The 21,665-nt window shown below is 67.4% G+C and carries 21 protein-coding genes; 17 read left to right on the top strand and 4 right to left on the bottom strand.

Features of this window, described 5'->3' with window-relative positions; all coding sequences use genetic code 11:
* Nucleotides 1–7 precede the first annotated feature (7 nt).
* Both VML93_RS22035 and VML93_RS22030 read right to left on the bottom strand, forming a co-directional pair.
* Nucleotides 8–547 (bottom strand): GNAT family N-acetyltransferase, encoded by a 540-nt coding sequence (locus VML93_RS22035; RefSeq protein ID WP_325614310.1) that lies wholly within the window; start codon nucleotides 545–547, stop codon nucleotides 8–10.
* A 3-nt stretch (nucleotides 548–550) separates the two neighbouring features.
* Nucleotides 551–1,756, bottom strand: a complete 1,206-nt coding sequence (locus VML93_RS22030) for a serine hydrolase domain-containing protein (protein WP_325614308.1) — start codon at nucleotides 1,754–1,756, stop codon at nucleotides 551–553.
* Between the two features lie 389 nt (nucleotides 1,757–2,145).
* Between VML93_RS22030 and VML93_RS22025 the strand changes: the two genes are divergently transcribed.
* The 5 genes from VML93_RS22025 to VML93_RS22005 all read left to right on the top strand — a co-directional run bounded on the left by VML93_RS22025 (nucleotide 2,146) and on the right by VML93_RS22005 (nucleotide 7,039).
* Nucleotides 2,146–2,979, top strand: a complete 834-nt coding sequence (locus VML93_RS22025) for an LppX_LprAFG lipoprotein (protein WP_325614332.1) — start codon at nucleotides 2,146–2,148, stop codon at nucleotides 2,977–2,979.
* 159 nt (nucleotides 2,980–3,138) lie between these two features.
* Nucleotides 3,139–4,623: a fatty acid desaturase gene (locus VML93_RS22020; RefSeq protein ID WP_325614306.1), complete on the top strand. Its 1,485-nt coding sequence runs from the start codon at nucleotides 3,139–3,141 to the stop codon at nucleotides 4,621–4,623.
* On the top strand, nucleotides 4,620–5,798 hold the full coding sequence (locus VML93_RS22015) for a type III polyketide synthase (RefSeq protein WP_325614303.1): 1,179 nt from the start codon (nucleotides 4,620–4,622) through the stop codon (nucleotides 5,796–5,798). The genes VML93_RS22020 and VML93_RS22015 overlap by 4 nt, the downstream gene beginning before the upstream one ends.
* Nucleotides 5,799–5,876: 78 nt before the next feature.
* Nucleotides 5,877–6,020: a hypothetical protein gene (locus VML93_RS22010; protein WP_325614301.1), complete on the top strand. Its 144-nt coding sequence runs from the start codon at nucleotides 5,877–5,879 to the stop codon at nucleotides 6,018–6,020.
* Nucleotides 6,020–7,039 (top strand): sulfotransferase domain-containing protein, encoded by a 1,020-nt coding sequence (locus VML93_RS22005; RefSeq protein WP_325614299.1) that lies wholly within the window; start codon nucleotides 6,020–6,022, stop codon nucleotides 7,037–7,039. The genes VML93_RS22010 and VML93_RS22005 overlap by 1 nt, the downstream gene beginning before the upstream one ends.
* Before the next feature lie 5 nt (nucleotides 7,040–7,044).
* Here the strand turns inward: VML93_RS22005 and VML93_RS22000 are convergent, their stop codons facing one another.
* Entirely contained in the window at nucleotides 7,045–7,668 is a 624-nt protein-coding gene (locus VML93_RS22000; protein WP_325614297.1) for a class I SAM-dependent methyltransferase, read from the bottom strand.
* 315 nt (nucleotides 7,669–7,983) lie between these two features.
* Here VML93_RS22000 and pyrR point away from each other — a divergent pair, with 315 nt between their 5' ends.
* From pyrR to metK, 12 genes are all read left to right on the top strand, one after another.
* The gene (gene pyrR, locus VML93_RS21995) at nucleotides 7,984–8,538 is read left to right on the top strand and encodes a bifunctional pyr operon transcriptional regulator/uracil phosphoribosyltransferase PyrR (RefSeq protein ID WP_325614295.1); all 555 of its coding nucleotides are present in this window, start codon (nucleotides 7,984–7,986) and stop codon (nucleotides 8,536–8,538) included.
* On the top strand, nucleotides 8,535–9,500 hold the full coding sequence (locus VML93_RS21990; RefSeq protein ID WP_325614293.1) for an aspartate carbamoyltransferase catalytic subunit: 966 nt from the start codon (nucleotides 8,535–8,537) through the stop codon (nucleotides 9,498–9,500). Before pyrR ends, VML93_RS21990 begins: the two co-directional genes overlap by 4 nt.
* The gene (locus VML93_RS21985) at nucleotides 9,497–10,795 is read left to right on the top strand and encodes a dihydroorotase (protein WP_325614291.1); all 1,299 of its coding nucleotides are present in this window, start codon (nucleotides 9,497–9,499) and stop codon (nucleotides 10,793–10,795) included. The genes VML93_RS21990 and VML93_RS21985 overlap by 4 nt, the downstream gene beginning before the upstream one ends.
* A 43-nt stretch (nucleotides 10,796–10,838) precedes the next feature.
* Entirely contained in the window at nucleotides 10,839–11,348 is a 510-nt protein-coding gene (locus tag VML93_RS21980) for a transporter (protein WP_325614289.1), read from the top strand.
* Complete coding sequence (gene carA / locus VML93_RS21975) at nucleotides 11,345–12,463, top strand: glutamine-hydrolyzing carbamoyl-phosphate synthase small subunit (RefSeq protein ID WP_325614287.1); 1,119 nt, start codon at nucleotides 11,345–11,347, stop codon at nucleotides 12,461–12,463. Before VML93_RS21980 ends, carA begins: the two co-directional genes overlap by 4 nt.
* Before the next feature lie 94 nt (nucleotides 12,464–12,557).
* Nucleotides 12,558–15,914 (top strand): carbamoyl-phosphate synthase large subunit, encoded by a 3,357-nt coding sequence (gene carB, locus VML93_RS21970; protein WP_325614286.1) that lies wholly within the window; start codon nucleotides 12,558–12,560, stop codon nucleotides 15,912–15,914.
* Complete coding sequence (gene pyrF, locus VML93_RS21965) at nucleotides 15,911–16,732, top strand: orotidine-5'-phosphate decarboxylase (RefSeq protein WP_325614284.1); 822 nt, start codon at nucleotides 15,911–15,913, stop codon at nucleotides 16,730–16,732. Before carB ends, pyrF begins: the two co-directional genes overlap by 4 nt.
* Nucleotides 16,733–17,144: 412 nt before the next feature.
* Nucleotides 17,145–17,462 carry an integration host factor, actinobacterial type gene (gene mihF / locus VML93_RS21960; protein WP_003407240.1) on the top strand — a complete coding sequence of 106 codons (318 nt, stop codon included), beginning with the start codon at nucleotides 17,145–17,147 and terminating at the stop codon, nucleotides 17,460–17,462.
* A gap of 100 nt (nucleotides 17,463–17,562) precedes the next feature.
* Nucleotides 17,563–18,123 carry a guanylate kinase gene (gene gmk, locus VML93_RS21955; protein ID WP_325613944.1) on the top strand — a complete coding sequence of 187 codons (561 nt, stop codon included), beginning with the start codon at nucleotides 17,563–17,565 and terminating at the stop codon, nucleotides 18,121–18,123.
* Nucleotides 18,124–18,157: 34 nt separating this feature from the next.
* Complete coding sequence (gene rpoZ / locus VML93_RS21950; RefSeq protein WP_325613942.1) at nucleotides 18,158–18,490, top strand: DNA-directed RNA polymerase subunit omega; 333 nt, start codon at nucleotides 18,158–18,160, stop codon at nucleotides 18,488–18,490.
* Nucleotides 18,491–18,503: 13 nt separating this feature from the next.
* Nucleotides 18,504–19,745: a bifunctional phosphopantothenoylcysteine decarboxylase/phosphopantothenate--cysteine ligase CoaBC gene (gene coaBC, locus VML93_RS21945; protein ID WP_325613940.1), complete on the top strand. Its 1,242-nt coding sequence runs from the start codon at nucleotides 18,504–18,506 to the stop codon at nucleotides 19,743–19,745.
* Nucleotides 19,746–19,838: 93 nt separating this feature from the next.
* Complete coding sequence (gene metK, locus VML93_RS21940; RefSeq protein WP_325613939.1) at nucleotides 19,839–21,050, top strand: methionine adenosyltransferase; 1,212 nt, start codon at nucleotides 19,839–19,841, stop codon at nucleotides 21,048–21,050.
* 36 nt (nucleotides 21,051–21,086) lie between these two features.
* On the opposite strand, the gene VML93_RS21935 is transcribed toward metK, so the two are convergent.
* Nucleotides 21,087–21,653 (bottom strand): pyridoxamine 5'-phosphate oxidase family protein, encoded by a 567-nt coding sequence (locus VML93_RS21935; protein WP_325613937.1) that lies wholly within the window; start codon nucleotides 21,651–21,653, stop codon nucleotides 21,087–21,089.
* Between the last annotated feature and the right edge of the window lie 12 nt (nucleotides 21,654–21,665).

The raw sequence follows: 21,665 nt of genomic DNA, 5'->3' as shown, positions 1-21,665 counted from the left end.
CGAGCCGTTACCGCAGCGTCTTCGCGTAGAGCAGGCTGTCGTGCGGTTCGGGCCCGATACTCGGGTAGACCGCGTGGCGGGCCAGCCGGCCCTCCAGCACGAACCCGGCCCGCTGCAGCAGCCGCGCCGACCGCTCATTGTCGACACTGCACGTGGCCCAGACGCGATAGACGTGGCGGTCGGCTTCCAGCGCGGCCATCAGCATGCCCAGCGCCTCGGACATCAAACCCTTTCCCCACCAACGCCGGCCCATGCAGTAACCGATCTCGACCGAGTGCCGCGCCGCACGACGACAGCTGGCCAGCCCGACGACCTCGTCGCTGTGCCGCAGCGTGATCGCCCAGGTTCGCTCCGCATCGTTGATATTGAGTTTCTCGGTGATCACCCGCCGCGTCGCCGCCACGTCGGGGTGCGGGCTCCACATCAGGTACTTGGTCACCTCGGGGTCACGGGCGACCCGTTGGAACAGCGCGCCGGCGTCGTCGAGCACCGGCGGGCGCAGCACCAGCCGGGGCCCGGCGATGCGGTCAGGTGGGTAGTCGACCATCGGCTAGAGATCCAGTGCGCGATAGGTCTGGCGGACGAACTTCGGTTGCGCCGTACGCAGTTTCGCCAGCGACGTATTGCCCGCGACGGCCGCGGCCGCATCCACGGACATGTCGGGGCAATGCTGGATCAGGTACAGCAGGATCAGGTCCGCGGACGGGTCGGCCTGCCACCACGTCCCGTACGCGCCGGGCCAGCTGAACGTTCCCGGGCCGCCCGGCCCGAACAGCGGCTTGGACTTCGCCGGATCGGTCACCACCGACAGGTTCAGACCGAACCCGCGGCCGACCCAGTACGGCGCACCCAGGAAGTTGTGTCGCTTGTGCTCATCGCTGAGCCGGTCGGTGCGCATCAGGCGCACCGACTCCGGCGACAACACCCGCACACCGTCGACCGAACCGTCGCCCAGCAGCATCCGCACGAACCGCAGGTAGTCCTCGGCGCTCGACCACAACCCGCCGCCGGCGTTGGCGAATGACGGCGGCTTGACGTGCGGCGGCCCCATCACGTCGTGCCGCAGCTGTCCGTCGTCGTCCAGCCGGTACATGGTGGCCGCGCGGCCCCGCGCTTCCGGTGCCACGAAGAACCCGGTGTCTCTCATGCCCGCCGGACCCAGGACCCGGTCCTGAAGGGACTGGTGAAACGGCTTGCCGTCGGCGCGGGCGACGATGACGCCCAGCACGTCGGTGGCATGGCTGTAGGTCACTCGGTCACCGGGCTGGTGCACCAGCGGCAGGGTGGCCAGTTCGGCCAGCCAGGTGTCCGGACCCAGGCCGAACGGCAGTCGCATGTACGCCTTGGACAGCGGCCCGGACACCGAAAAGCTGTAGGCCAGGCCGCTGGTGTGGATGAGCAGGTCTTCGATCAGGATGGGCCGCTGCGCGCGATGCGTCCGGTCCAGCGGGCCACGGGGATCGTCCAGTACTTGCAGGTCCGCGAGCTCCGGAGTCCAGCGCGTGATCGGGTCTTTCAGCGCCATCTTGCCCTCGTCGACCAGGCTCATTGCCGCGGCTACGGTGACCGGTTTGGTCATCGACGCGATGCGAAACAGCGTGTCCCGGTGCATCGGCAGGCGCGCGTCCACGTCCCGGTAGCCGATCTCGTTGATCTGCAACACTTCTCCGCGCTGCCACACCACCGTGACCGCGCCGGCGAGTACGCCGGCATCGCAGACCTCGCGGATCGGGGCCTGATTAGCGTCGAGATTCACCCCGTCGAGGTTAGCCGTCGAGGCCACAGTGCTGCGCGCGAGCGAACACAGCGACCGCTGGGAACCTTTTCGTTGTGCTCGGCAGCGCATCGGGGCCCGGCGCGCAGCGCGGCTGATTCGATAGCTGCTTTAGCGGAAACCACTCCCTGGGCACCCCGCCGCGTGCTATTGTCGCTGCTCTCCGGCCGATGCGATCTGGTGAACAAGGTGGGAGTGTGGCGCATGCGTCGAAAGGTGTTGGCGCTGCTGGTGAACCAGGGTGCGGGTACGCAGTCACCGAGACCCGGACCACCGACGGGGCCCAAATCTGGGCTTCCTGTCTGTGCTGCAGGCGAGCGCAGCGAATCGCCGCTCATTCCGACCGATCACATATCTCAGCAAAGGCTGTAATGAATGGCTTGACAGACCAAGCGCAAATCTCGCTCCAACGAGGTATGCACCGACCCTTCCGCCCGAGGTCGAGCGCGATTGTGGTAGCGGCGGCTCTATTCGCCACGGTGATCGCGGGTTGCGGAAATAAGTCGTCGACGGCCCAGAGCTCCGCGTCCGAGACGCCCGGTGCTTCTGGGACATCCAGTACGGCGACATCCGCAGCGCCGTCACCGCAAGCCGCGAAGCTCGTGCAGGACGCATCCCAGGCAACCACGGAGCTGCATTCGGTCCATATCATTCTGGCGACGACCAATCTGACGACTCTCCCTATGGAAAGCGTTGACGCGGACGTGACCAACCAGCCCAAGGGCAACGGCCAGGCGGTCGGCCACGCCACGGTCCGGCTGACTCCTCAAGCGCAGCCCGTCGCTAAGGACTTCCTGGTCACCAACAAGACCATGTACACCAAGACCGAGACCGGTGCTTATGTCTCGGTCGGGCCGGCAGAGAAGATCTACGACCCGGGCATCATCCTCGATAAGGACAAGGGTCTGGGCAGCGCGATTGGCAAAGTCCAAGACCCGCAGGTAGCCGGCAACGAAAACATCAACGGCGTAGCCACGATCAAGGTGACGGGCAAGATCGACGCCGCGGTGATCGACCCGATAATTCCTCAGATTGGCAAGGACGGCGGCACCCTCCCGATCACGCTATACATCACGGACGTGAATGCGACGCCGGGCGGCGCCGCGAATCTGGTGCGGATGGTGGTCGAAAAGGACCAGGGTCACGTCTCTGTCACCCTGTCGGCGTGGGGTCAGCCGGTCAATATCCCCAACCCCACGGGGTAGCTGGCGCCACTGTGTGAACTGCGCACCAAAGAACCGGCCTGGAACTGCCGGCGGCGGCGAGGCCGCCGCCGGTTTCCGGGCCGGTTCTGAATCCCCGGGTTCTGATGGCGGGTTCCGCACCAGTGCACCTCCACCGACGTCTGAGCCGGAGGAATGCGAATGACCAATGACCTCCCCGAAGTACAGGAGCGCGACTCCGCGTCGGCCCCGGACTTGGGCCCCGCTACTCTGTCGGGCGGGCCGAGGCTGTCAGATGTGTGGGTTTACAACGGGCGCGCCTATGACCTGAGCGACTGGATCGTCAAGCATCCCGGTGGCGCCTTCTTCATCGGGCGAACCAAGAACCGCGACATCACCGCCATCGTCGCCTCTTATCATCGCGATCCGGCCAAGGTCGAGCGAATCCTGCAGCGGCGGTATGCCTTAGGCCGCGACGCCACGATGCAGGACATCCACCCAAAGCACAATGCACCGGCATTCCTCTTCGACGACGACTTCAACAGCTGGCGAGACACCCCTAAGTACGAATTCGACGACCACGACGATCTGCTGCACCGGGTCAAGGCCCGGCTGAACGAGCCCGCGCTGGCCGGGCGGATCAAGCGCATGGACACGTATTTCAACATCGTGGCGGTGCTGCTGGTCGTCGGCTACTTCGCCGTTCAGGTGTTGCGACTCGCCCAACCCGGCTGGATGCCACTGCCGCTCTTCGTGATTGCGATGGTTCTGCTTCGCAGTTCGTTGGCCGGGTTCGGGCATTACGCGTTGCATCGCGCGCAGCGTGGCATGAACCGAGTCTTCGGAAACGCCTTCGACATGAACTACGTCGCGCTGGCCTTGGTCACCGCCGACGGACACACCCTGCTGCACCACCCGTACACCCAAAGCGGCGTCGACATAAAGAAGAACGTGTTCACCATGATGATGCGGCTGCCAAGGCTGTATCGGATACCCGTGCACACCATCCACAAATTCGGGCACTTGCTCACCGGCATGGCCGTCCGGATTGCCGACGTCTGGCGCATCACGTGGAAAGTCGGCGTCGAGGAGTCCTATGGAAGCTGGCGCCGGGCCCTCCCGCACTTCTGCGGGTCCTCCGGCGTCCGCCTGCTGCTCGTCGGCGAATTGGTGGCGTTCGCATTGGCCGGCGACTTCTGGGCCTGGGCTTTGCAATTCGTTGCCACACTGTGGGTCAGCACCTTCTTAGTTGTCGCCAGCCACGATTTCAAGGAGGAGGCCGAGGAGTTTGCCGCTACCCGCGAGCAAGACTGGGGCATCGATCAACTCAAGCACGCCGACGACTTGAAAGTGATCGGGAATCGCTACGTCGACTGCTTCCTGTCGGCTGGCCTGAGTTCGCACCGCGTGCATCACGTGCTGCCGTTTCAGCGCAGCGGTTTTGCCAACATTGTCACCGAGGACGTGTTGGCCGAAGAGGCGGCGAAGTTCGGCATCGAGTGGGTTCCCGCCAAGAGTTTCGTCACCGATCGGCTGCCGAAGCTGTGCCGGACATATCTGCTGTCGCCCTCGCGCCAGGCAAGGGAGCTGAATTGGGGGTTTATTCGCGAGCACTGCTCGCCGGCGGCATGGAAAGCGAGCGCCGTCTACGTGATTCAGGGATTCGTCGGAATCGGCTCGGTATGAGTACCTCGAAGGGCGGCGCCGGGCATCGAGGAAGCCACAAGCAGCAAGACCAAACCCTTGCCCAGTTGCCACCGGCCCCACCGACCACGGTCGCCGTGATCGAAAGAATCGCGACCGGCGCACCGTGCCGGGCGGTGGATCAGTCCGAGGCGGCTGATCGGGTTGCTGGCTTGTTCGCAGATCCACAGCAGCGGAACCGGATTCCGCGCGTGTATGCAAAGACAAAGGTCGCCACCCGCCGAATGGCTGTTGATCCGCTCGACGCCGAATTCGGGGAGCTTCGGCGGAATCCCGCAACCATCCGAAATCGGATGGACCTGTTCTACCGGCACGCGGTTCCGCTGGCGGTCGAGGTGGGCGCGCGTGCGCTGCCCGGCCCGTATGCGGTCGACGAGGTCGGTTTGCTGGTGTTTGTGACCAGCACCGGATTCATCGCTCCGGGTGTGGATGTGGCGATCGTCAAGGAACTCGGCCTGTCGCGTTCGGTTTCGCGTGTCGTGGTGAATTTCATGGGCTGCGCGGCCGCGATAAATGCCATTCGTATTGCGACGAGTTACGTTCGCGCGCACCCGGATATGAAGGCGATGGTGGTGTGCGTCGAGTTGTGTTCGGTAAACGCCGTTTTCGCCGACGACGTCAACGATGTGGTGACGCACAGCCTGTTCGGCGACGGGTGTGCGGCGTTGGTGATCGGTGCCAGCCAGGTTCACGAGAAGCTCGAGCCGGGCAAGGTGGTGATTCGCAGCATTTTCAGTCGGCTACTCGAAGGAGCAGAGGACGGCATCGTGCTCGGCGTCAACCACAACGGCATCACCTGTGAGCTGTCCGAGAACCTGCCCGATTACATATACGCCGGCGTCGATCCGGTAGTCGCAGAGATGTTGCACGACAACGGGTTGCGGAAGCCTGACATCGACCTGTGGGCGATTCATCCGGGCGGTCCCAGGATCATCGAGGAATCGGTGCGCTCTCTGGCGATCCCCGCGGAGCGGGCGGCCCCCAGTTGGGATGTGCTGGCCCGGTTCGGCAACATGCTGAGCGTGTCGCTGATCTTTGTGCTGGAAATGATGGTGCGCCAGGCAGAGTCGGCCAAGGAGATCTCGACGGGAGTAGCGTTCGCCTTCGCGCCGGGAGTCACGGTCGAGGGAATGCTGTTCGACATCATCCGCCGATGAACATTCGGCAAAGGACCGTTGCGAAGAGGGGAAGTGCCATTAGTGGCCTGGTGTAAACGGGTGATGTACCGGTCGTGGATGAGCGACAATCTGCGTTGGGACGCGCTCGAGTTGCGGGCGGCCGAGCACCGGCGCTACCCCGACTGCGCGGCCCAGCTGGCCGAGCCGGATCGGCACATCTGGGCGCACGAGGGCCGCGGGGGTTGGGATCGCGACAAGTGATGGCCGGCCGCGTCGTCTACCGCTCGTGGATGAGCGACAGCACCCGCTGGGACGCGCTGAAGCTGCGTGAGGGCGACATCGTCATTTCCGCGCCGTCGAAGTGTGGGGTGACTTGGACCCAGCGGCTGGTGTCGCTGCTTGTCTTCGACGGGCCAGATCTGCCAGGGCCACTGTCGACGGTGTCGCCGTGGGTCGATCTGAAAATGCGGCCGATCGAGGAGGTAGTCGCCACCCTCGACGCTCAGCAACACCGACGGTTCATCAAGACCCACACGCCGCTGGACGGCTTGGTGCTCGATGGTCGCGTCACCTACATCGGAGTGGGCCGCGACCCGCGCGATGCGGCGGTGTCAGAGCTGCGCCAATGGGACAACATGAACCTCGATCGCCTGAGGGCCCTCCGGGGCACCCTGCCCGACGCCCCAGCGCCGCCCCCGCCGGACGCCGACCCCGATCCCAGCCCGGTCGAGGCGTTCCGGGACTGGATGGAGGGGCCGATCATGCCCCCCGAGGGAGTGGGCATGCCACACAAGGAAATGGGTTTCAAGCCGCTCGAAGGGGCAGGCTTCATGCGTCCGGAAGGGATGAGTAAGCCCCCCGCGAAGGGGATGGGCTCGCTCGCCAACATCCTCCACCACTTCGCCACTATCTGGGACCGGCGCCACCTGCCGAACGTGGCACTATTCCACTATGCCGACTACCAACGGGACCTGGTGGGCGAGTTCGTCCGTCTCGGTCAGACCCTCGGTTTCGACGTTGGCCGCGATTGCGCCGAGGAGCTGACGAAACACGCCAAGCTAGCGGCCATGCGCGCTCGCGCCTTCGAACTCGCCCCCGACTCCACCGAAGGTGTCTGGCACAGCAATGAGCGTTTCTTCCGGGCCGGTGGCCGCGGAGAATGGCGGGAATTCTTCACCGAGGCCGCGTATCGGCGGTACGACTACCGCACCGCTCAGCTCGCGGCGCCGGACGTCCTGGCCTGGGCGCACGAGGGCCGGCGCGGTCAGGATCCGGGCTGAGCGGTTCAGCGCCGCTGGGCGCGGACGTACCAGAACGCCATCTCGATTTCGGTGCCGTCCTGTTCGCGGCGCACCCTGGCGGGCTCGATCGTCTCGATGTCCCAGCCCGCGCCGCCGAGGACGTCCCGCAACGTCTGCTCGGACACTACCGGCAGCGGCCGCTCGTCGTCGTCTGAGTTGGCGTCGGAGAAGCAGCTGATCAGCAGGGTGGCGCCCGGCCTGGTCGCCCGGTGCGCCGCGGCGGCATAACTGCGTTTCCCGTCGTCGTCCAGGCAGTGGAACATGCCGCTGTCGACGACGGTGTCGAACTCGTCGGTGTAGCCCTCCAGCTGGGTGGAATCGGCCACGGCGAACCTGACCTCGACGCCGGCGTCCTTGGCCCGCCGCTCGGCGGTGATCAGGGCGGTGGGCGAGATGTCCAGCCCGGTCACCTGGTAGCCGTTCTTGGCCAGGTAGACGGCGTTGTCGCCGAGCCCGCAGCCGATGTCCAGAACGTCACCGTGAACCCAGCCGCCGGCGTGCCATCCGATGACATTCTCCTTGGGCGCCTTGGTATCCCATGGCGGCGTGGTCATCGGCGGGATGCCTTCGCCCGGGCTCTCGCCGCGGTAGAGGGCGTCGAAGTCCATGAGCGATCGGCCAGAGGGAGAGTTAGAGCCTGTCATTTCCGCCAGCGTAGCCCGGATTGCTGACAAGCTGCTGGTGGTCGTGACGCCGCCGGTCGGAGCTCGGTTGCCGCACAAGGGTTGTCGCTGGTTGTCGCCGGCTGGCCCAGGCTTCAGTCCCGGCAGAGGCCACTGTGGCTGGTGTGACAGCAGATGCGGCCCCGCGGCCGCCACGCCGCCCGCGTCATGGCCGCGACTGCTCGCAGTGCTACGCTGCCCCGCAGTCGACATCCTTTAACGATCCGTCCGGAGAGGCGGAGAAGGAGGTCAGGGTTTCGCATGGGTGGCGCAATTGGCCAGCGGGAATTGATGTCCGCGGCCGACGTCGGTCGAACCATTTCCCGCATCGCGCACCAGATCATCGAAAAGACCGCGCTGGATAGCTCCGACGCGCCGCGGGTGGTGCTGCTGGGTATCCCGACCCGTGGCGTCATCCTGGCCACTCGTCTGGTGACCAATATCCGCGAATACAGCGGCGTCGAACTCGGCCACGGCGCGCTGGACATCACGCTGTACCGCGACGACCTGATGAAAAAGCCGCCCCGGCCGCTGGCTGCCACGTCGATCCCGCCCGGCGGCATCGAGGACGCGCTGGTGATCCTGGTCGACGACGTGCTGTACTCCGGGCGTTCGGTGCGCTCGGCACTGGATGCGCTGCGCGACGTGGGCCGGCCGCGAGCTGTGCAATTGGCGGTGCTCGTCGACCGTGGCCACCGCGAACTGCCGATCCGCGCCGACTATGTCGGCAAGAACGTGCCGACCTCGCGCAGCGAGAGCGTGCATGTTCAGCTCACCGAGCACGACGGTCACGACGGCGTGGTGATTTCCCGATGACCCGGCATCTGCTGGCCGCCGGCGACCTGAGCCGCGACGACGCCACCGCCATCCTCGACGACGCCGACCGGTTCGCGCAGGCACTGGTCGGGCGTGAGATCAAGAAGCTGCCGACGCTGCGTGGGCGCACCGTGGTGACGATGTTCTACGAGAACTCGACCCGCACCCGGGTGTCCTTCGAGGTGGCCGGCAAGTGGATGAGCGCCGACGTGATCAATGTCAGCGCGGCCGGATCGTCGGTGGGCAAGGGCGAGTCGCTGCGCGACACGGCGCTGACGTTGCGTGCGGCCGGCGCGGACGCGCTGATCATCCGGCATCCGGCGTCCGGTGCCGCACACCTGCTCGCCGAATGGACTTCGTCGTTTGGGGTCAACGACTCCGGGCCGTCGGTGATCAACGCCGGCGACGGCACCCACGAGCACCCGACCCAGGCGCTGCTGGACGCGCTGACCATCCGCCAGCGGCTCGGCGGCCTCGAAGGCCGGCGTGTGGTGATCGTCGGCGACATCCTGCACAGCCGGGTGGCCCGCTCCAACGTCATGCTGCTGCACACGCTGGGCGCCGAGGCGGTGCTGGTCGCGCCGCCGACGCTGTTGCCGGTCGGGGTGGACGGCTGGCCGGTGACCGTCACCCACGACTTCGACGCGGAGCTGCCCGCGGCCGACGCGGTGCTGATGCTGCGGGTACAGGCCGAGCGGATGAACGGCGGCTTCTTCCCGTCGGTGCGCGAGTACTCGGTTCGCTACGGGCTGTCCGCCCGGCGCCAGGCGATGCTGCCGGGCCACGCCGTGGTGCTGCACCCGGGCCCGATGGTGCGCGGCATGGAGATCTCGTCTTCGGTGGCGGATTCATCGCAATCGGCTGTGCTGCAACAGGTTTCCAACGGTGTGCATGTGCGGATGGCGGTGCTGTTCCATGTGCTGGTCGGGACCCAATCTGCCGGAAATGAGGTCGTGGCGTGAGTGTGCTGATTCGCGGCGTCCGGTTGTACGGCGAGGGGGACCGCGTCGACGTGCTGGTCGAGGACGGCCAGATCGCCGAGATCGGGAGATTGGACATTCCCGACACGGCGGACCTCTCGGATGTCTTAGACGCCACCGGTCAGGTGTTGCTGCCCGGATTCGTCGACCTGCACACCCACTTGCGCGAGCCCGGCCGCGAATACGCCGAGGACATCGAAACCGGTTCGGCGGCAGCGGCTCTCGGCGGTTACACCGCGGTGTTCGCGATGGCCAACACCGACCCGGTCGCCGACAGCCCGGTGGTCACCGACCACGTCTGGCACCGCGGCCAGCAGGTGGGCCTGGTCGACGTGCACCCCGTCGGCGCGGTCACCGTCGGGCTGGCCGGAGCCGTGCTCACCGAGATGGGCATGATGGCCGCCGGCGCCGCCCAGGTGCGGATGTTCTCCGACGACGGCATCTGTGTGCACGACCCGCTGGTGATGCGCCGCGCCCTGGAATACGCCACCGGTCTGGGGGTGCTGATCGCCCAGCACGCCGAGGAGCCCAGGCTGACCGTCGGCGCCGTCGCGCACGAAGGGCCCGCTGCCGCCAGGCTGGGACTGGCGGGATGGCCCAGGGCCGCCGAGGAGTCGATCGTCGCCCGCGACGCCCTGCTGGCCCGCGACGCGGGCGCGCGAGTGCACATCTGCCACGCCTCCACCGCGGGCACCGTTGAGATCCTGAAATGGGCTAAGGAGCAAGGCATTTCGATCACCGCCGAAGTCACACCGCACCACCTGCTGCTGGACGACAGCCGGCTGGCCAGCTACGACGGCGTCAACCGGGTCAACCCGCCGTTGCGCGAGAACTCCGACGCCATCGCACTGCGACAGGCCCTGGCCGACGGGGTCATCGACTGTGTGGCCACCGACCACGCTCCGCATGCCGAGCACGAGAAATGCGTCGAGTTCGCCGCCGCGCGCCCGGGCATGTTGGGGCTGCAGACCGCGCTGTCGGTGGTGGTGCTGACGATGGTGCGGCCCGGCTTGCTGAGCTGGCGCGATGTGGCGCGGGTGATGAGTGAGAATCCCGCGCGCATCGTCGGATTGCCCGACCACGGCCGGCCGCTGGAGGTGGGCGAGCCGGCCAACCTGACGGTTGTCGACCCCGACGCCACCTGGACCATCGCCGGCGCCGATCTGGCCAGCCGGTCAGCCAACACGCCGTACGAATCGATGACATTGCCCGCCACCGTGACCGCGACCCTGCTGCGCGGGAAGGTCACCGCACGGGATGGTAAGAGCCCGGCATGAATCGCGCCGGCGACGATGCAGAGCGAAGCGAGGAGCGGCGCGCATGAATTCGGGCACGCTGGTCGGGTCGCTGATCTTCGCCGCTGTGTTGGTGGTGGTGATCGCCTTCGTGATTCAGCTGATGATGCGCGGGTGGCGCCACCGCGCGCTGCGGCAGGCGGAGCTGATCGGCGTGCTGCCCGACATGCCCGACGAGGTGGGCTCGGCAACGATCACCACCCGCGGCATGTACTGCGGTTCCACGCTGGCGCCGCACTGGAACGACCGCGTCGCGGTCGGCGATCTGGGCTTTCGCACCAGGGCGGTGCTGACCCGGCACCCCGAGGGCATTCTGGTGGAGCGCATCCGCGCCCGCCCGATTTGGATTCCGGGCGAATCGGTTTCGGCGATCCGCACCGAGCGGGGCATCGCCGGCAAGGTCGGGGCGCGCAACGGGATCCTGGCGATCCGCTGGCGGCTGCCGTCGGGCACGGAAATCGACACCGGCTTCCGGGCGAACAACCGCGACGAGTATGACGGCTGGCTTGATCGCCCGCAGGAGGGAGCCGCGTGAGTAAAGCCTTACTGGTCCTTGAGGACGGCCGCGTCTTCACCGGAAGGCCGTTCGGCGACATCGGCCAAACGCTGGGCGAGGCCGTGTTCAGCACCGGCATGTCCGGCTATCAGGAGACGCTGACCGATCCCAGCTATCACCGCCAGATCGTGGTGGCCACCGCGCCGCAGATCGGCAACACCGGCTGGAACGGTGAGGACGGCGAGAGCCGCGGCGACAAGATCTGGGTCGCCGGATACGCGGTGCGCGACCCCTCGCCGCGCGCGTCGAACTGGCGTGCCACCGGCACCCTGGAGGACGAGCTGATCCGTCAAAACATCGTCGGGATCGCCGGCATCGACACCCGGGCCGTGGTGCGTCATCTGCGCAGCCGCGGCTCGATGAAGGCCGGCGTGTTCTCCGGCCCCGCGCTAGCTGAGCCTGACCAGCTGGTCGAGCGAGTGCGCGCGCAGCAGCCGATGCTGGGTGCCGACCTCGCCGGCGAGGTCAGCACCTCAGGCACCTATGTCGTCGAACCCGAAGTACCGCACCGGTTTACCGTGGCCGCGCTGGACCTGGGGATCAAGACGAACACGCCGCGCAACTTCGCCCGGCGCGGGATACGCAGCTATGTGCTGCCGGCGTCGACCACCTTCGACCAGATCGCCGAGATCAGACCGCAAGGCGTGTTCCTGTCCAACGGCCCCGGCGACCCGGCCACCGCCGACCACGTCGTCGCGCTCACCCGGGAGGTGCTGGGCGCCGGAATCCCGTTGTTCGGCATCTGTTTCGGCAACCAGATCCTGGGCCGGGCGCTCGGCCTGTCGACCTACAAGATGGTGTTCGGCCATCGGGGGATCAACATCCCGGTCATCGACCACGCCACCGGGCGGGTCGCGGTCACCGCGCAGAACCACGGCTTCGCGCTGGAAGGGGAGGCGGGCCAGTCCTTCGACACGCCGTTCGGCCGGGCCGTCGTCAGTCACACCTGCGCCAACGACGGGGTGGTGGAGGGCGTCAGACTCGCTGACGGACGGGCGTTTTCGGTGCAATACCACCCGGAGGCCGCCGCCGGCCCGCACGACGCGGAGTACCTGTTCGACCAATTCGTCGACCTGATGGCGGGGGGTCGCTGATGCCATCTCCCGCGAGGGTGCACAGATGCACGGCGACACGCCGTAAATCGTGTACATCTGCGCGCGCTCGCGCCATCCAGAAAGGGGGGCGCTAGTGCCGCGTCGCACCGACCTCAACCACGTGCTGGTGATCGGCTCAGGGCCGATCGTCATCGGGCAGGCCTGCGAGTTCGACTACTCCGGCACCCAGGCCTGCCGGGTGCTGCGCGCCGAGGGGCTGCAGGTCAGCCTGATCAACTCCAACCCGGCCACCATCATGACCGACCCCGAGTACGCCGACCACACCTACGTCGAGCCCATCACCCCGGCGTTCGTCGAGCGGGTGATCGCCCAGCAGGCCGAGCGCGGCAACAAGATCGACGCGCTGCTGGCCACCCTGGGCGGGCAGACCGCGCTCAACACCGCGGTGGCGCTGTACGAGAACGGGGTGCTGGAACGCTACGGCGTGGAACTGATCGGCGCCGACTTCGACGCCATCCAGCGCGGCGAGGACCGGCAGCGGTTCAAGGACATCGTCGCGAAGGTCGGCGGTGAATCCGCCCGCAGCCGGGTGTGTTTCACCATGGACGAGGTCCGCGAGACGGTCGAGGAATTGGGCCTGCCGGTGGTGGTACGGCCCAGCTTCACCATGGGCGGCCTGGGGTCGGGCATGGCGCGATCCGTCGAAGAGGTCGACCGGATGGCCGGCGCCGGGCTGGCGGCCAGCCCCAGCGCCAACGTGCTGATCGAGGAATCGATCTACGGCTGGAAGGAATTCGAACTCGAGCTGATGCGCGACGGCCACGACAACGTGGTGGTGGTGTGCTCGATCGAGAACGTCGACCCGATGGGCGTGCACACCGGCGACTCGGTCACTGTCGCACCTGCCATGACTCTGACCGACCGGGAATACCAGCGGATGCGCGACCTGGGCATCGCGATCCTGCGTGAGGTCGGCGTGGACACCGGCGGCTGCAACATCCAGTTCGCGGTCGACCCGCGCGACGGGCGGCTGGTCGTGGTCGAGATGAACCCGCGGGTATCGCGGTCCAGCGCGCTGGCGTCCAAGGCCACCGGCTTCCCGATCGCCAAGATCGCGGCCAAGCTGGCCGTCGGCTACACCCTGGACGAGATCCTCAACGACATCACCAAGGAGACGCCGGCCTGCTTCGAGCCCACGCTGGACTACGTCGTAGTCAAGGCACCGCGGTTCGCGTTCGAGAAATTCCCCGGCGCCGACCCGACGCTGACCACCACGATGAAATCGGTCGGTGAGGCAATGTCGTTGGGCCGCAACTTCATCGAAGCCCTCGGCAAGGTGATGCGGTCGCTGGAAACTCCCCGTGCCGGGTTCTGGACCAAGCCCGATCCGGAAGGCGACCTCGACGAGGTGCTGACCCGGCTGCAGACCCCGACCGAAGGCCGGCTGTACGACATCGAACTGGCGCTGCGGCTGGGCGCTTCGATCGAGCAGGTAGCCGAGGCGACCGGGGTGGACCCGTGGTTCGTCGCGCAGATCGGCGAGCTGGAGGTGCTGCGCGCCGAGATCGTCGACGCCCCGGTACTCGACGGCGACCTGCTGCGCCGCGCCAAGTACAGCGGACTGTCGGACCGCCAGATCGCCGCGCTGCGACCGGAATTGGCCGGGGAAGACGGCGTGCGGTCGTTGCGCGGGCGACTGGGCATCCACCCGGTGTACAAGACGGTGGACACCTGCGCGGCCGAGTTCGAAGCCAAAACCCCGTACCACTACAGCAGCTACGAGCTCGACCCCGCCGCCGAGACCGAGGTGGCCCCGCAGCCCGAGAAGCCCAAGGTGCTGATCCTGGGGTCGGGGCCCAACCGGATCGGCCAGGGCATCGAATTCGACTACAGCTGCGTGCATGCGGCAACCACATTGAGCCAGGCCGGTTTTGAGACCGTCATGGTCAACTGCAATCCGGAGACGGTGTCCACCGACTACGACACCGCCGACCGGCTGTATTTCGAGCCGCTGACCTTCGAGGACGTCCTGGAGGTGTACCGCGCCGAAGCGAAATCCGGCTTAGGGGAAAACGGGTCCGGGCAAGGTGTCGTCGGTGTGATCGTGCAACTCGGCGGGCAGACCCCGCTCGGGCTGGCGCAACGGCTGGCCGACGCCGGTGTTCCGATCGTCGGCACCCCGCCGGAAGCCATCGACCTTGCCGAGGACCGCGGCGCGTTCGGCGACGTGCTGAACGCCGCGGGACTGCCGGCCCCCAAATACGGCACCGCAACGACTTTCGCGCAAGCCCGCCGTATCGCCGCGGACATCGGCTACCCGGTGCTGGTGCGGCCGTCGTACGTGCTGGGCGGTCGCGGCATGGAGATCGTCTACGACGAGGAGACGCTGAAGCGCTACATCACCCGCGCCACCGAACTGTCCCCCGAGCACCCGGTGCTCGTCGACCGATTCCTCGAGGACGCGGTGGAAATCGACGTCGACGCGCTGTGCGACGGCACCGAGATCTACATCGGCGGCGTCATGGAGCACATCGAGGAGGCCGGCATTCACTCCGGTGACTCCGCCTGCGCGCTGCCGCCGGTGACCTTGGGCCGCAGCGACATCGAGAAGGTGCGTCGGGCCACCGAGGCCATCGCCCACGGCATCGGCGTGGTGGGGCTGATCAACGTGCAGTACGCCCTCAAGGACGACGTGCTCTACGTGCTCGAGGCCAACCCCAGAGCGAGCCGCACCGTTCCGTTCGTATCGAAGGCCACGGCGATCCCGCTAGCCAAGGCGTGTGCGCGGATCATGTTGGGCGCCACTATTTCTCAGCTTCGTGGCGAAGGACTGCTGGCGGCTTCCGGGGACGGCGCCAACGCGGCCCAGGACGCGCCGATCGCGGTCAAGGAGGCCGTGTTGCCGTTCCACCGGTTCCGCGCCGCCGACGGAGCCGCCATCGATTCCCTGCTCGGCCCCGAGATGAAATCGACCGGCGAAGTCATGGGGATCGACCGCGATTTCGGCAGCGCGTTCGCCAAGAGTCAGACCGCCGCCTACGGATCGCTACCGGCCCGCGGCACCGTTTTCGTGTCCGTCGCCAACCGGGACAAGCGCTCGCTGGTGTTTCCCGTCAAGCGACTGGCCGACCTCGGCTTCCGCGTCCTTGCCACCGAAGGCACGGCAGAAATGTTGCGCCGCAACGGAATTCCGTGCGACGAGGTGCGCAAGCACTTCGAGGACCCGCAGCCCGGCCGCCCCGCGGTGTCCGCCGTCGACGCAATCCGCGCCGGTGATGTCGACATGGTGATCAACACTCCCTTCGGCAACTCCGGCCCGCGCATCGATGGTTATGAAATCCGTTCGGTCGCGGTGGGTGTCAACATCCCCTGCATCACCACCGTGCAGGGCGCGTCGGCTGCCGTGCAGGGCATCGAGGCGGGGATCCGCGGCGACATCGGGGTGCGGTCGCTGCAGGAGCTGCACAGCAGCATGGGGACCGACAAGTGACCGGGTTCGGCGCCAGGCTCGTCGAGGCGAAGTCGCACCGTGGGCCGCTGTGCCTGGGTATCGACGCGCATCCCGAGCTGTTGCGGGCATGGGACCTGCCGGCCACCGCGGACGGGCTGGCGGCGTTCTGCGACACCTGCGTGGCCGCGTTCGCCGATTTCGCCGTAGTCAAGCCGCAGGTGGCGTTCTTCGAGGCCTACGGCGCGGCGGGGTACGCGGTGCTGGAACGCACCATCGCCGCCCTGCGCGAGGCCGGGGTGCTGGTGCTGGCCGACGCCAAGCGTGGCGACATCGGCTCGACGATGGCTGCGTACGCCGCGGCCTGGGCGGGCGACTCGCCGTTGGCCGCCGACGCCGTGACCGCCTCGCCCTATCTGGGGTTCGGTTCGCTGCGGCCGCTCCTGGAGGCCGCCATGGCCAACGACCGGGGAGTCTTCGTCCTGGCGGCGACCTCCAACCCGGAGGGCTCAACGGTGCAGCGCGCCGACGCCGACGGCCGTACGGTGGCCCAGATGATCGTCGACCGGGTGGCGGCGGCGAACGAAACGGTGCAACCGGAGCCGGGCTCCTTCGGCGTTGTCGTCGGCGCCACGGTCCTCGAGGCGCCCGATCTCAGCGCCCTGGGCGGACCGGTGCTGGTGCCCGGTGTGGGCGCCCAGGGCGGGCGCCCAGAGGCGCTCGGCGGCCTGGGTGGGGCGACGCCCGGCCAGTTGCTGCCGGCGGTGGCCCGCGAAGTGCTGCGAGCCGGCCCCGGCGTGCCCGAACTGAGGGCGGCCGCCGAACGGATGCTCGACGCGGTGGCCTATCTGGGCGGGTAGTCGGCGTGGTCGGCCAGACTCGCAAGGTGCGCGACACGCGCGACACGCGATGAACAATCCGTGATCCTTGGCACGGCGGCTCCCGGCTGTGCGCAGCCGCCGGTCACCGCCGCTCGGCGCCGACGGCAGGCACGGTCGGCCCGCCGGATAAAACCGCAGGTAGATGCCGTTATCGAAGCCCGTCGGGTGCGGATGCCGCGACGGAAACCACGTCGTGTCAGACGGCCGCCAACAGTCCGGGGAAGGCCGTTGGCGGCGGCCGCGCGTCGCGCTCACGCTGGGCGTTTGTGCCCTTAACCAGGGGGGCGGGTTAGATTTCGTCAGGAAGCCTGAGTACGGTCGTCTGCGCTGGCTGGAGTACCCGGCTGAGACAAATGAAGATCGATAGTTATCGATGAGAGACGGAGGAATCGTGGCTCTTCCCCAGTTGACCGACGAGCAGCGCGCGGCCGCTTTGGAGAAGGCTGCTGCCGCACGTCGGGCGCGAGCAGAGCTCAAGGATCGGCTGAAGCGCGGCGGCACCAACCTCACACAGGTGCTCAAGGATGCCGAGAGTGACGAAGTCTTGGGCAAGATGAAGGTATCTGCGCTGCTCGAGGCGTTGCCGAAGGTGGGCAAGGTCAAGGCGCAGGAAATCATGACCGAGCTGGAAATCGCACCGACCCGCCGCCTGCGTGGTCTGGGCGATCGTCAGCGCAAGGCTCTGCTGGAAAAGTTCGGCTCGGCCTAACCCCGGCCGGTCGACGATGCAGGCCGGTAGGCCTGTTGAGGCCGCCAATCAGGCCCGAGGAGCGTCGGTAAGCGCCGGCGGGGGACCGGGCACAGGACGTGTGGTCGTGCTGTCCGGTCCCTCCGCCGTCGGCAAGTCGACCGTGGTCAAGTGCCTGCGGGAGCGGATTCCGAACCTGCACTTCAGCGTTTCGGCCACGACGCGGGCGCCGCGGCCGGGCGAGGTCGACGGCGTCGACTACCACTTCGTCAGTCCCGCCCGCTTCCAACAGCTGGTCGACCAGGGTGCGCTCCTGGAGTGGGCCGAGATTCACGGCGGGTTGCACCGGTCGGGCACCCTGGCCCAGCCGGTGCGCGACGCCACCGCAGCCGGTTTCCCGGTACTCATCGAGGTCGACCTGGCCGGCGCGCGGGCGATCAAGAAGGCGATGCCCGAGGCTCTGGCCGTGTTTCTGGCGCCCCCCAGCTGGGAGGACCTGGAGTCGAGGCTGGTCGGCCGCGGCACCGAGACACCAGAGGTAATCCGGCGCCGCCTCGACACCGCGCGCACCGAACTGGCAGCCCAAGGCGACTTCGACGAGGTCGTGGTCAACAGTCAATTGGAGTCTGCGTGCGCCGAATTGGTATCCTTGCTGGTGAGAACTTCGCCCGACCAGGCTTGACACCCATTCAGATCTGCCCAGGAGATTGACTTACGTGAGTATTCCCCAGTCCGACACGTCGCTGACCGCCGTCACCGCCGTGGATCAGTTCGATCCGTCGGCAGGTGGGCAGGGCGCCTACGACACCCCACTGGGCATCACCAACCCGCCCATCGACGAGCTGCTGGACCGCGTTTCCAGCAAGTACGCGCTGGTGATCTACGCGGCGAAGCGTGCCCGCCAGATCAACGACTACTACAACCAGCTCGGCGAGGGCATCCTCGAATACGTGGGCCCGCTGGTCGAGCCTGGACTGCAGGAAAAGCCGCTGTCCATCGCGCTGCGCGAGATCCACGCCGACCTGCTCGAGCACACCGAGGGCGAGTAACAAGGCACGGCCGGTGGATCGCAAACGGGTCATCGTAGGCGTCTCCGGGGGCATCGCCGCGTACAAGGCGTGCACCGTCGTGCGTCAGCTCGCCGAGGCCGGTCACGACGTCCGGGTCATCCCGACCGAATCCGCTTTGCGCTTCGTCGGGGCCGCCACCTTTGAGGCGCTGTCCGGCCGGCCGGTGCACACCGACGTCTTCTCCGACGTTCCCGAGGTGCCGCATGTGCGTCTCGGCCAGCACGCCGACCTGGTCGTGGTGGCGCCGGCCACCGCCGACCTGCTGGCCCGGGCCGTACACGGCCGCGCCGACGATCTGCTCACGGCGACTCTGCTGACGGCGCGATGCCCGGTGATGTTCGCGCCGGCGATGCATACCGAGATGTGGTTACACCCGGCCACCGTCGACAACGTGACCACGCTGCGCCGTCGTGGTGCGGTGGTGCTGGAACCCGCCTCCGGGCGGCTCACCGGCAGCGACAGCGGCGCGGGCCGGCTACCCGAGGCCGAGGAGATCACCACCCTGGCCCACCTACTCCTGGAACGCCATGACGCGCTGCCCTACGACCTGGCCGGGCGTCGGCTGCTGGTGACCGCCGGTGGCACCCGCGAGCCCATCGATCCGGTGCGGTTCATCGGCAACCGCAGCTCGGGCAAGCAGGGCTACGCCGTCGCGCGGGTCGCCGCCCAGCGCGGCGCGGAGGTCACGCTGATCGCCGGGCACACCGCGGGCCTGATCGACCCCGCCGGCGTCGAGGTGGTGCACGTCAGCTCCGCGGAGCAACTCGGAAACGCGGTGTCCAAGCACGCTGCCGACGCGGACGTGCTGGTGATGGCGGCGGCTGTCGCCGACTTCCGGCCCGCGCAGGTTTCCGCCGCCAAGATCAAAAAGAGTGCCGAGGGACCCCCGACCATCGAGTTGCTGCGCAACGACGACGTGCTGGCCGGCGCGGTGCGGGCGCGCGCCCACGGCGAGCTGCCCAACATGCAAGCCATCGTCGGGTTCGCCGCCGAGACCGGCGACGCCAACGGGGATGTGCTCTTCCACGCCCGGAACAAGCTGCGCAGCAAGGGTTGTGACCTGCTGGTGGTCAACGCCGTGGGCGACGGCAGGGCCTTCGAGGTGGACAGCAACGACGGCTGGCTGCTGGCGTCCGACGGTACCGAGTTGGCGCTGCAGCACGGCTCCAAGACGCTGATGGCCAGCCGTATCGTTGACGCGATCGTCACGTTTCTGCACGGCGAGACCGGATAGCGTCAGGTAGGACGCCCGGCTTCGCCGGTATCGGTAGCGGCGATTAAGATAATTTGCCTAACTAAGTTTACGTAGATTGGAAAGGATGACAGGGTGAGCGAGAAGGGTCGGCTGTTTACCAGTGAGTCGGTGACCGAGGGACATCCCGACAAGATCTGTGACGCCATCAGCGACTCCGTCCTCGACGCGCTTCTGGCGGAGGACCCCCGCTCACGTGTCGCGGTCGAGACGCTGGTGACCACCGGGCAGGTGCACGTCGTCGGCGAGGTGACCACCTTGGCCAAGGAGGCGTTCGCCGACATCACGAATACCGTGCGCGCCCGAATTCTGGAGATCGGCTACGACTCGTCGGACAAGGGCTTCGACGGGGCGTCGTGCGGGGTGAACATCGGCATCGGCGCGCAGTCGCCCGACATCGCCCAGGGCGTCGACACCGCCCACGAGGCGCGCGTGGAGGGTGCGGCGGACCCGCTGGACGCCCAGGGCGCCGGCGACCAGGGCCTGATGTTCGGCTACGCGATCAACGACACTCCGGAACTGATGCCGCTGCCCATCGCGCTGGCGCACCGGCTGTCGCGGCGGCTGTCCGAGGTCCGCAAGAACGGCACGCTGCCCTACCTGCGTCCGGACGGCAAGACACAGGTCACCATCGAGTACGAGGACAACGTCCCGGTGCGACTGGACACGGTGGTCGTCTCCACCCAGCACGCCGACGGGATCGACCTGGAGAAGACGCTGGATCCCGACATCCGCCGGCACGTGCTCAAGACCGTGCTCGAGGACCTGGCCCACGACACCCTGGATTCGTCGTCGACGCGGGTGCTGGTGAACCCGACCGGCAAGTTCGTCCTGGGCGGCCCGATGGGCGACGCGGGGCTCACCGGCCGCAAGATCATCGTCGACACGTACGGCGGCTGGGCCCGTCACGGCGGCGGCGCCTTCTCCGGCAAGGATCCGTCCAAGGTGGACCGCTCAGCGGCGTACGCGATGCGCTGGGTGGCCAAGAACGTCGTCGCCGCGGGGCTGGCGGAGCGGGTCGAGGTGCAGGTGGCCTACGCCATCGGCAAGGCCGCTCCGGTGGGCCTGTTCATCGAGACCTTCGGCACCGAGGCCGTCGACCCGGTCAAGATCGAGAAGGTCATCCCCGAGGTGTTCGACCTGCGGCCGGGCGCGATCATCCGCGACCTGGACCTGCTGCGCCCGATCTACGCGCAGACCGCTGCCTACGGGCACTTCGGCCGCACCGACGTCGAGCTGCCGTGGGAGCAGCTCAACATGGTGGACGACCTCAGGCGCGCCATCTAGTTCTCGGCGGCGCCGAGCGTTACGCCAGCGTGACGCTCAGCGGGGCGGCAGCGGGTGGTCTGGGTCCAGCGCGGGCAGGCCGTCGATGCTGTGCCGGTTGCGTTCGACGACGCTGGCGAACTTCTCGTCACTCGACTTGGCGTGGTGCTTGTCGAGCACCGGCCGCTCGTCGACCAGATCGTAGTAGGGCACGGCGTACCCGCAGGCGTCGGCAATTCGCTGCACGCCGACCACGATGGCAGCCCGAAGCCCTGGATGCAGAGCACCGAAATGCGTTCGCAGAGTTTCGAATTCGCTGTCGTCGGGGCGGACGACTCGCCCGGTGCCGAATAGCCGCAGGATCCGCGAGTTGCGGGTGAACGAGCAGAACATGATCGTGATCCGGCCGTTGTCACGCAGGTGCGCGATCGTCTCGGCGCCGCTGCCGAACAGATCGAGATAAGCGACGGTGTGGTCGTCGAGCACCGCGAAAGTGTCGGCGTATCCCTTGGGCGACAAGTTGATTCGGCCGCCCACCGACGGAGCGGTGGCGACGAAGAACATGGCCTGTTGGCCGATGAACTCCCGGAGGGAGTCGTCGATATGCGAAAACTCCTTCGCCACCGAGAGGTCTCC

Origin of the sequence: Mycobacterium sp., from assembly GCF_035499775.1 — a bacterium.
Classification (GTDB): Bacteria; Actinomycetota; Actinomycetes; order Mycobacteriales; family Mycobacteriaceae; genus Mycobacterium.
This window is presented reverse-complemented; position numbering and strand designations above follow the sequence as displayed.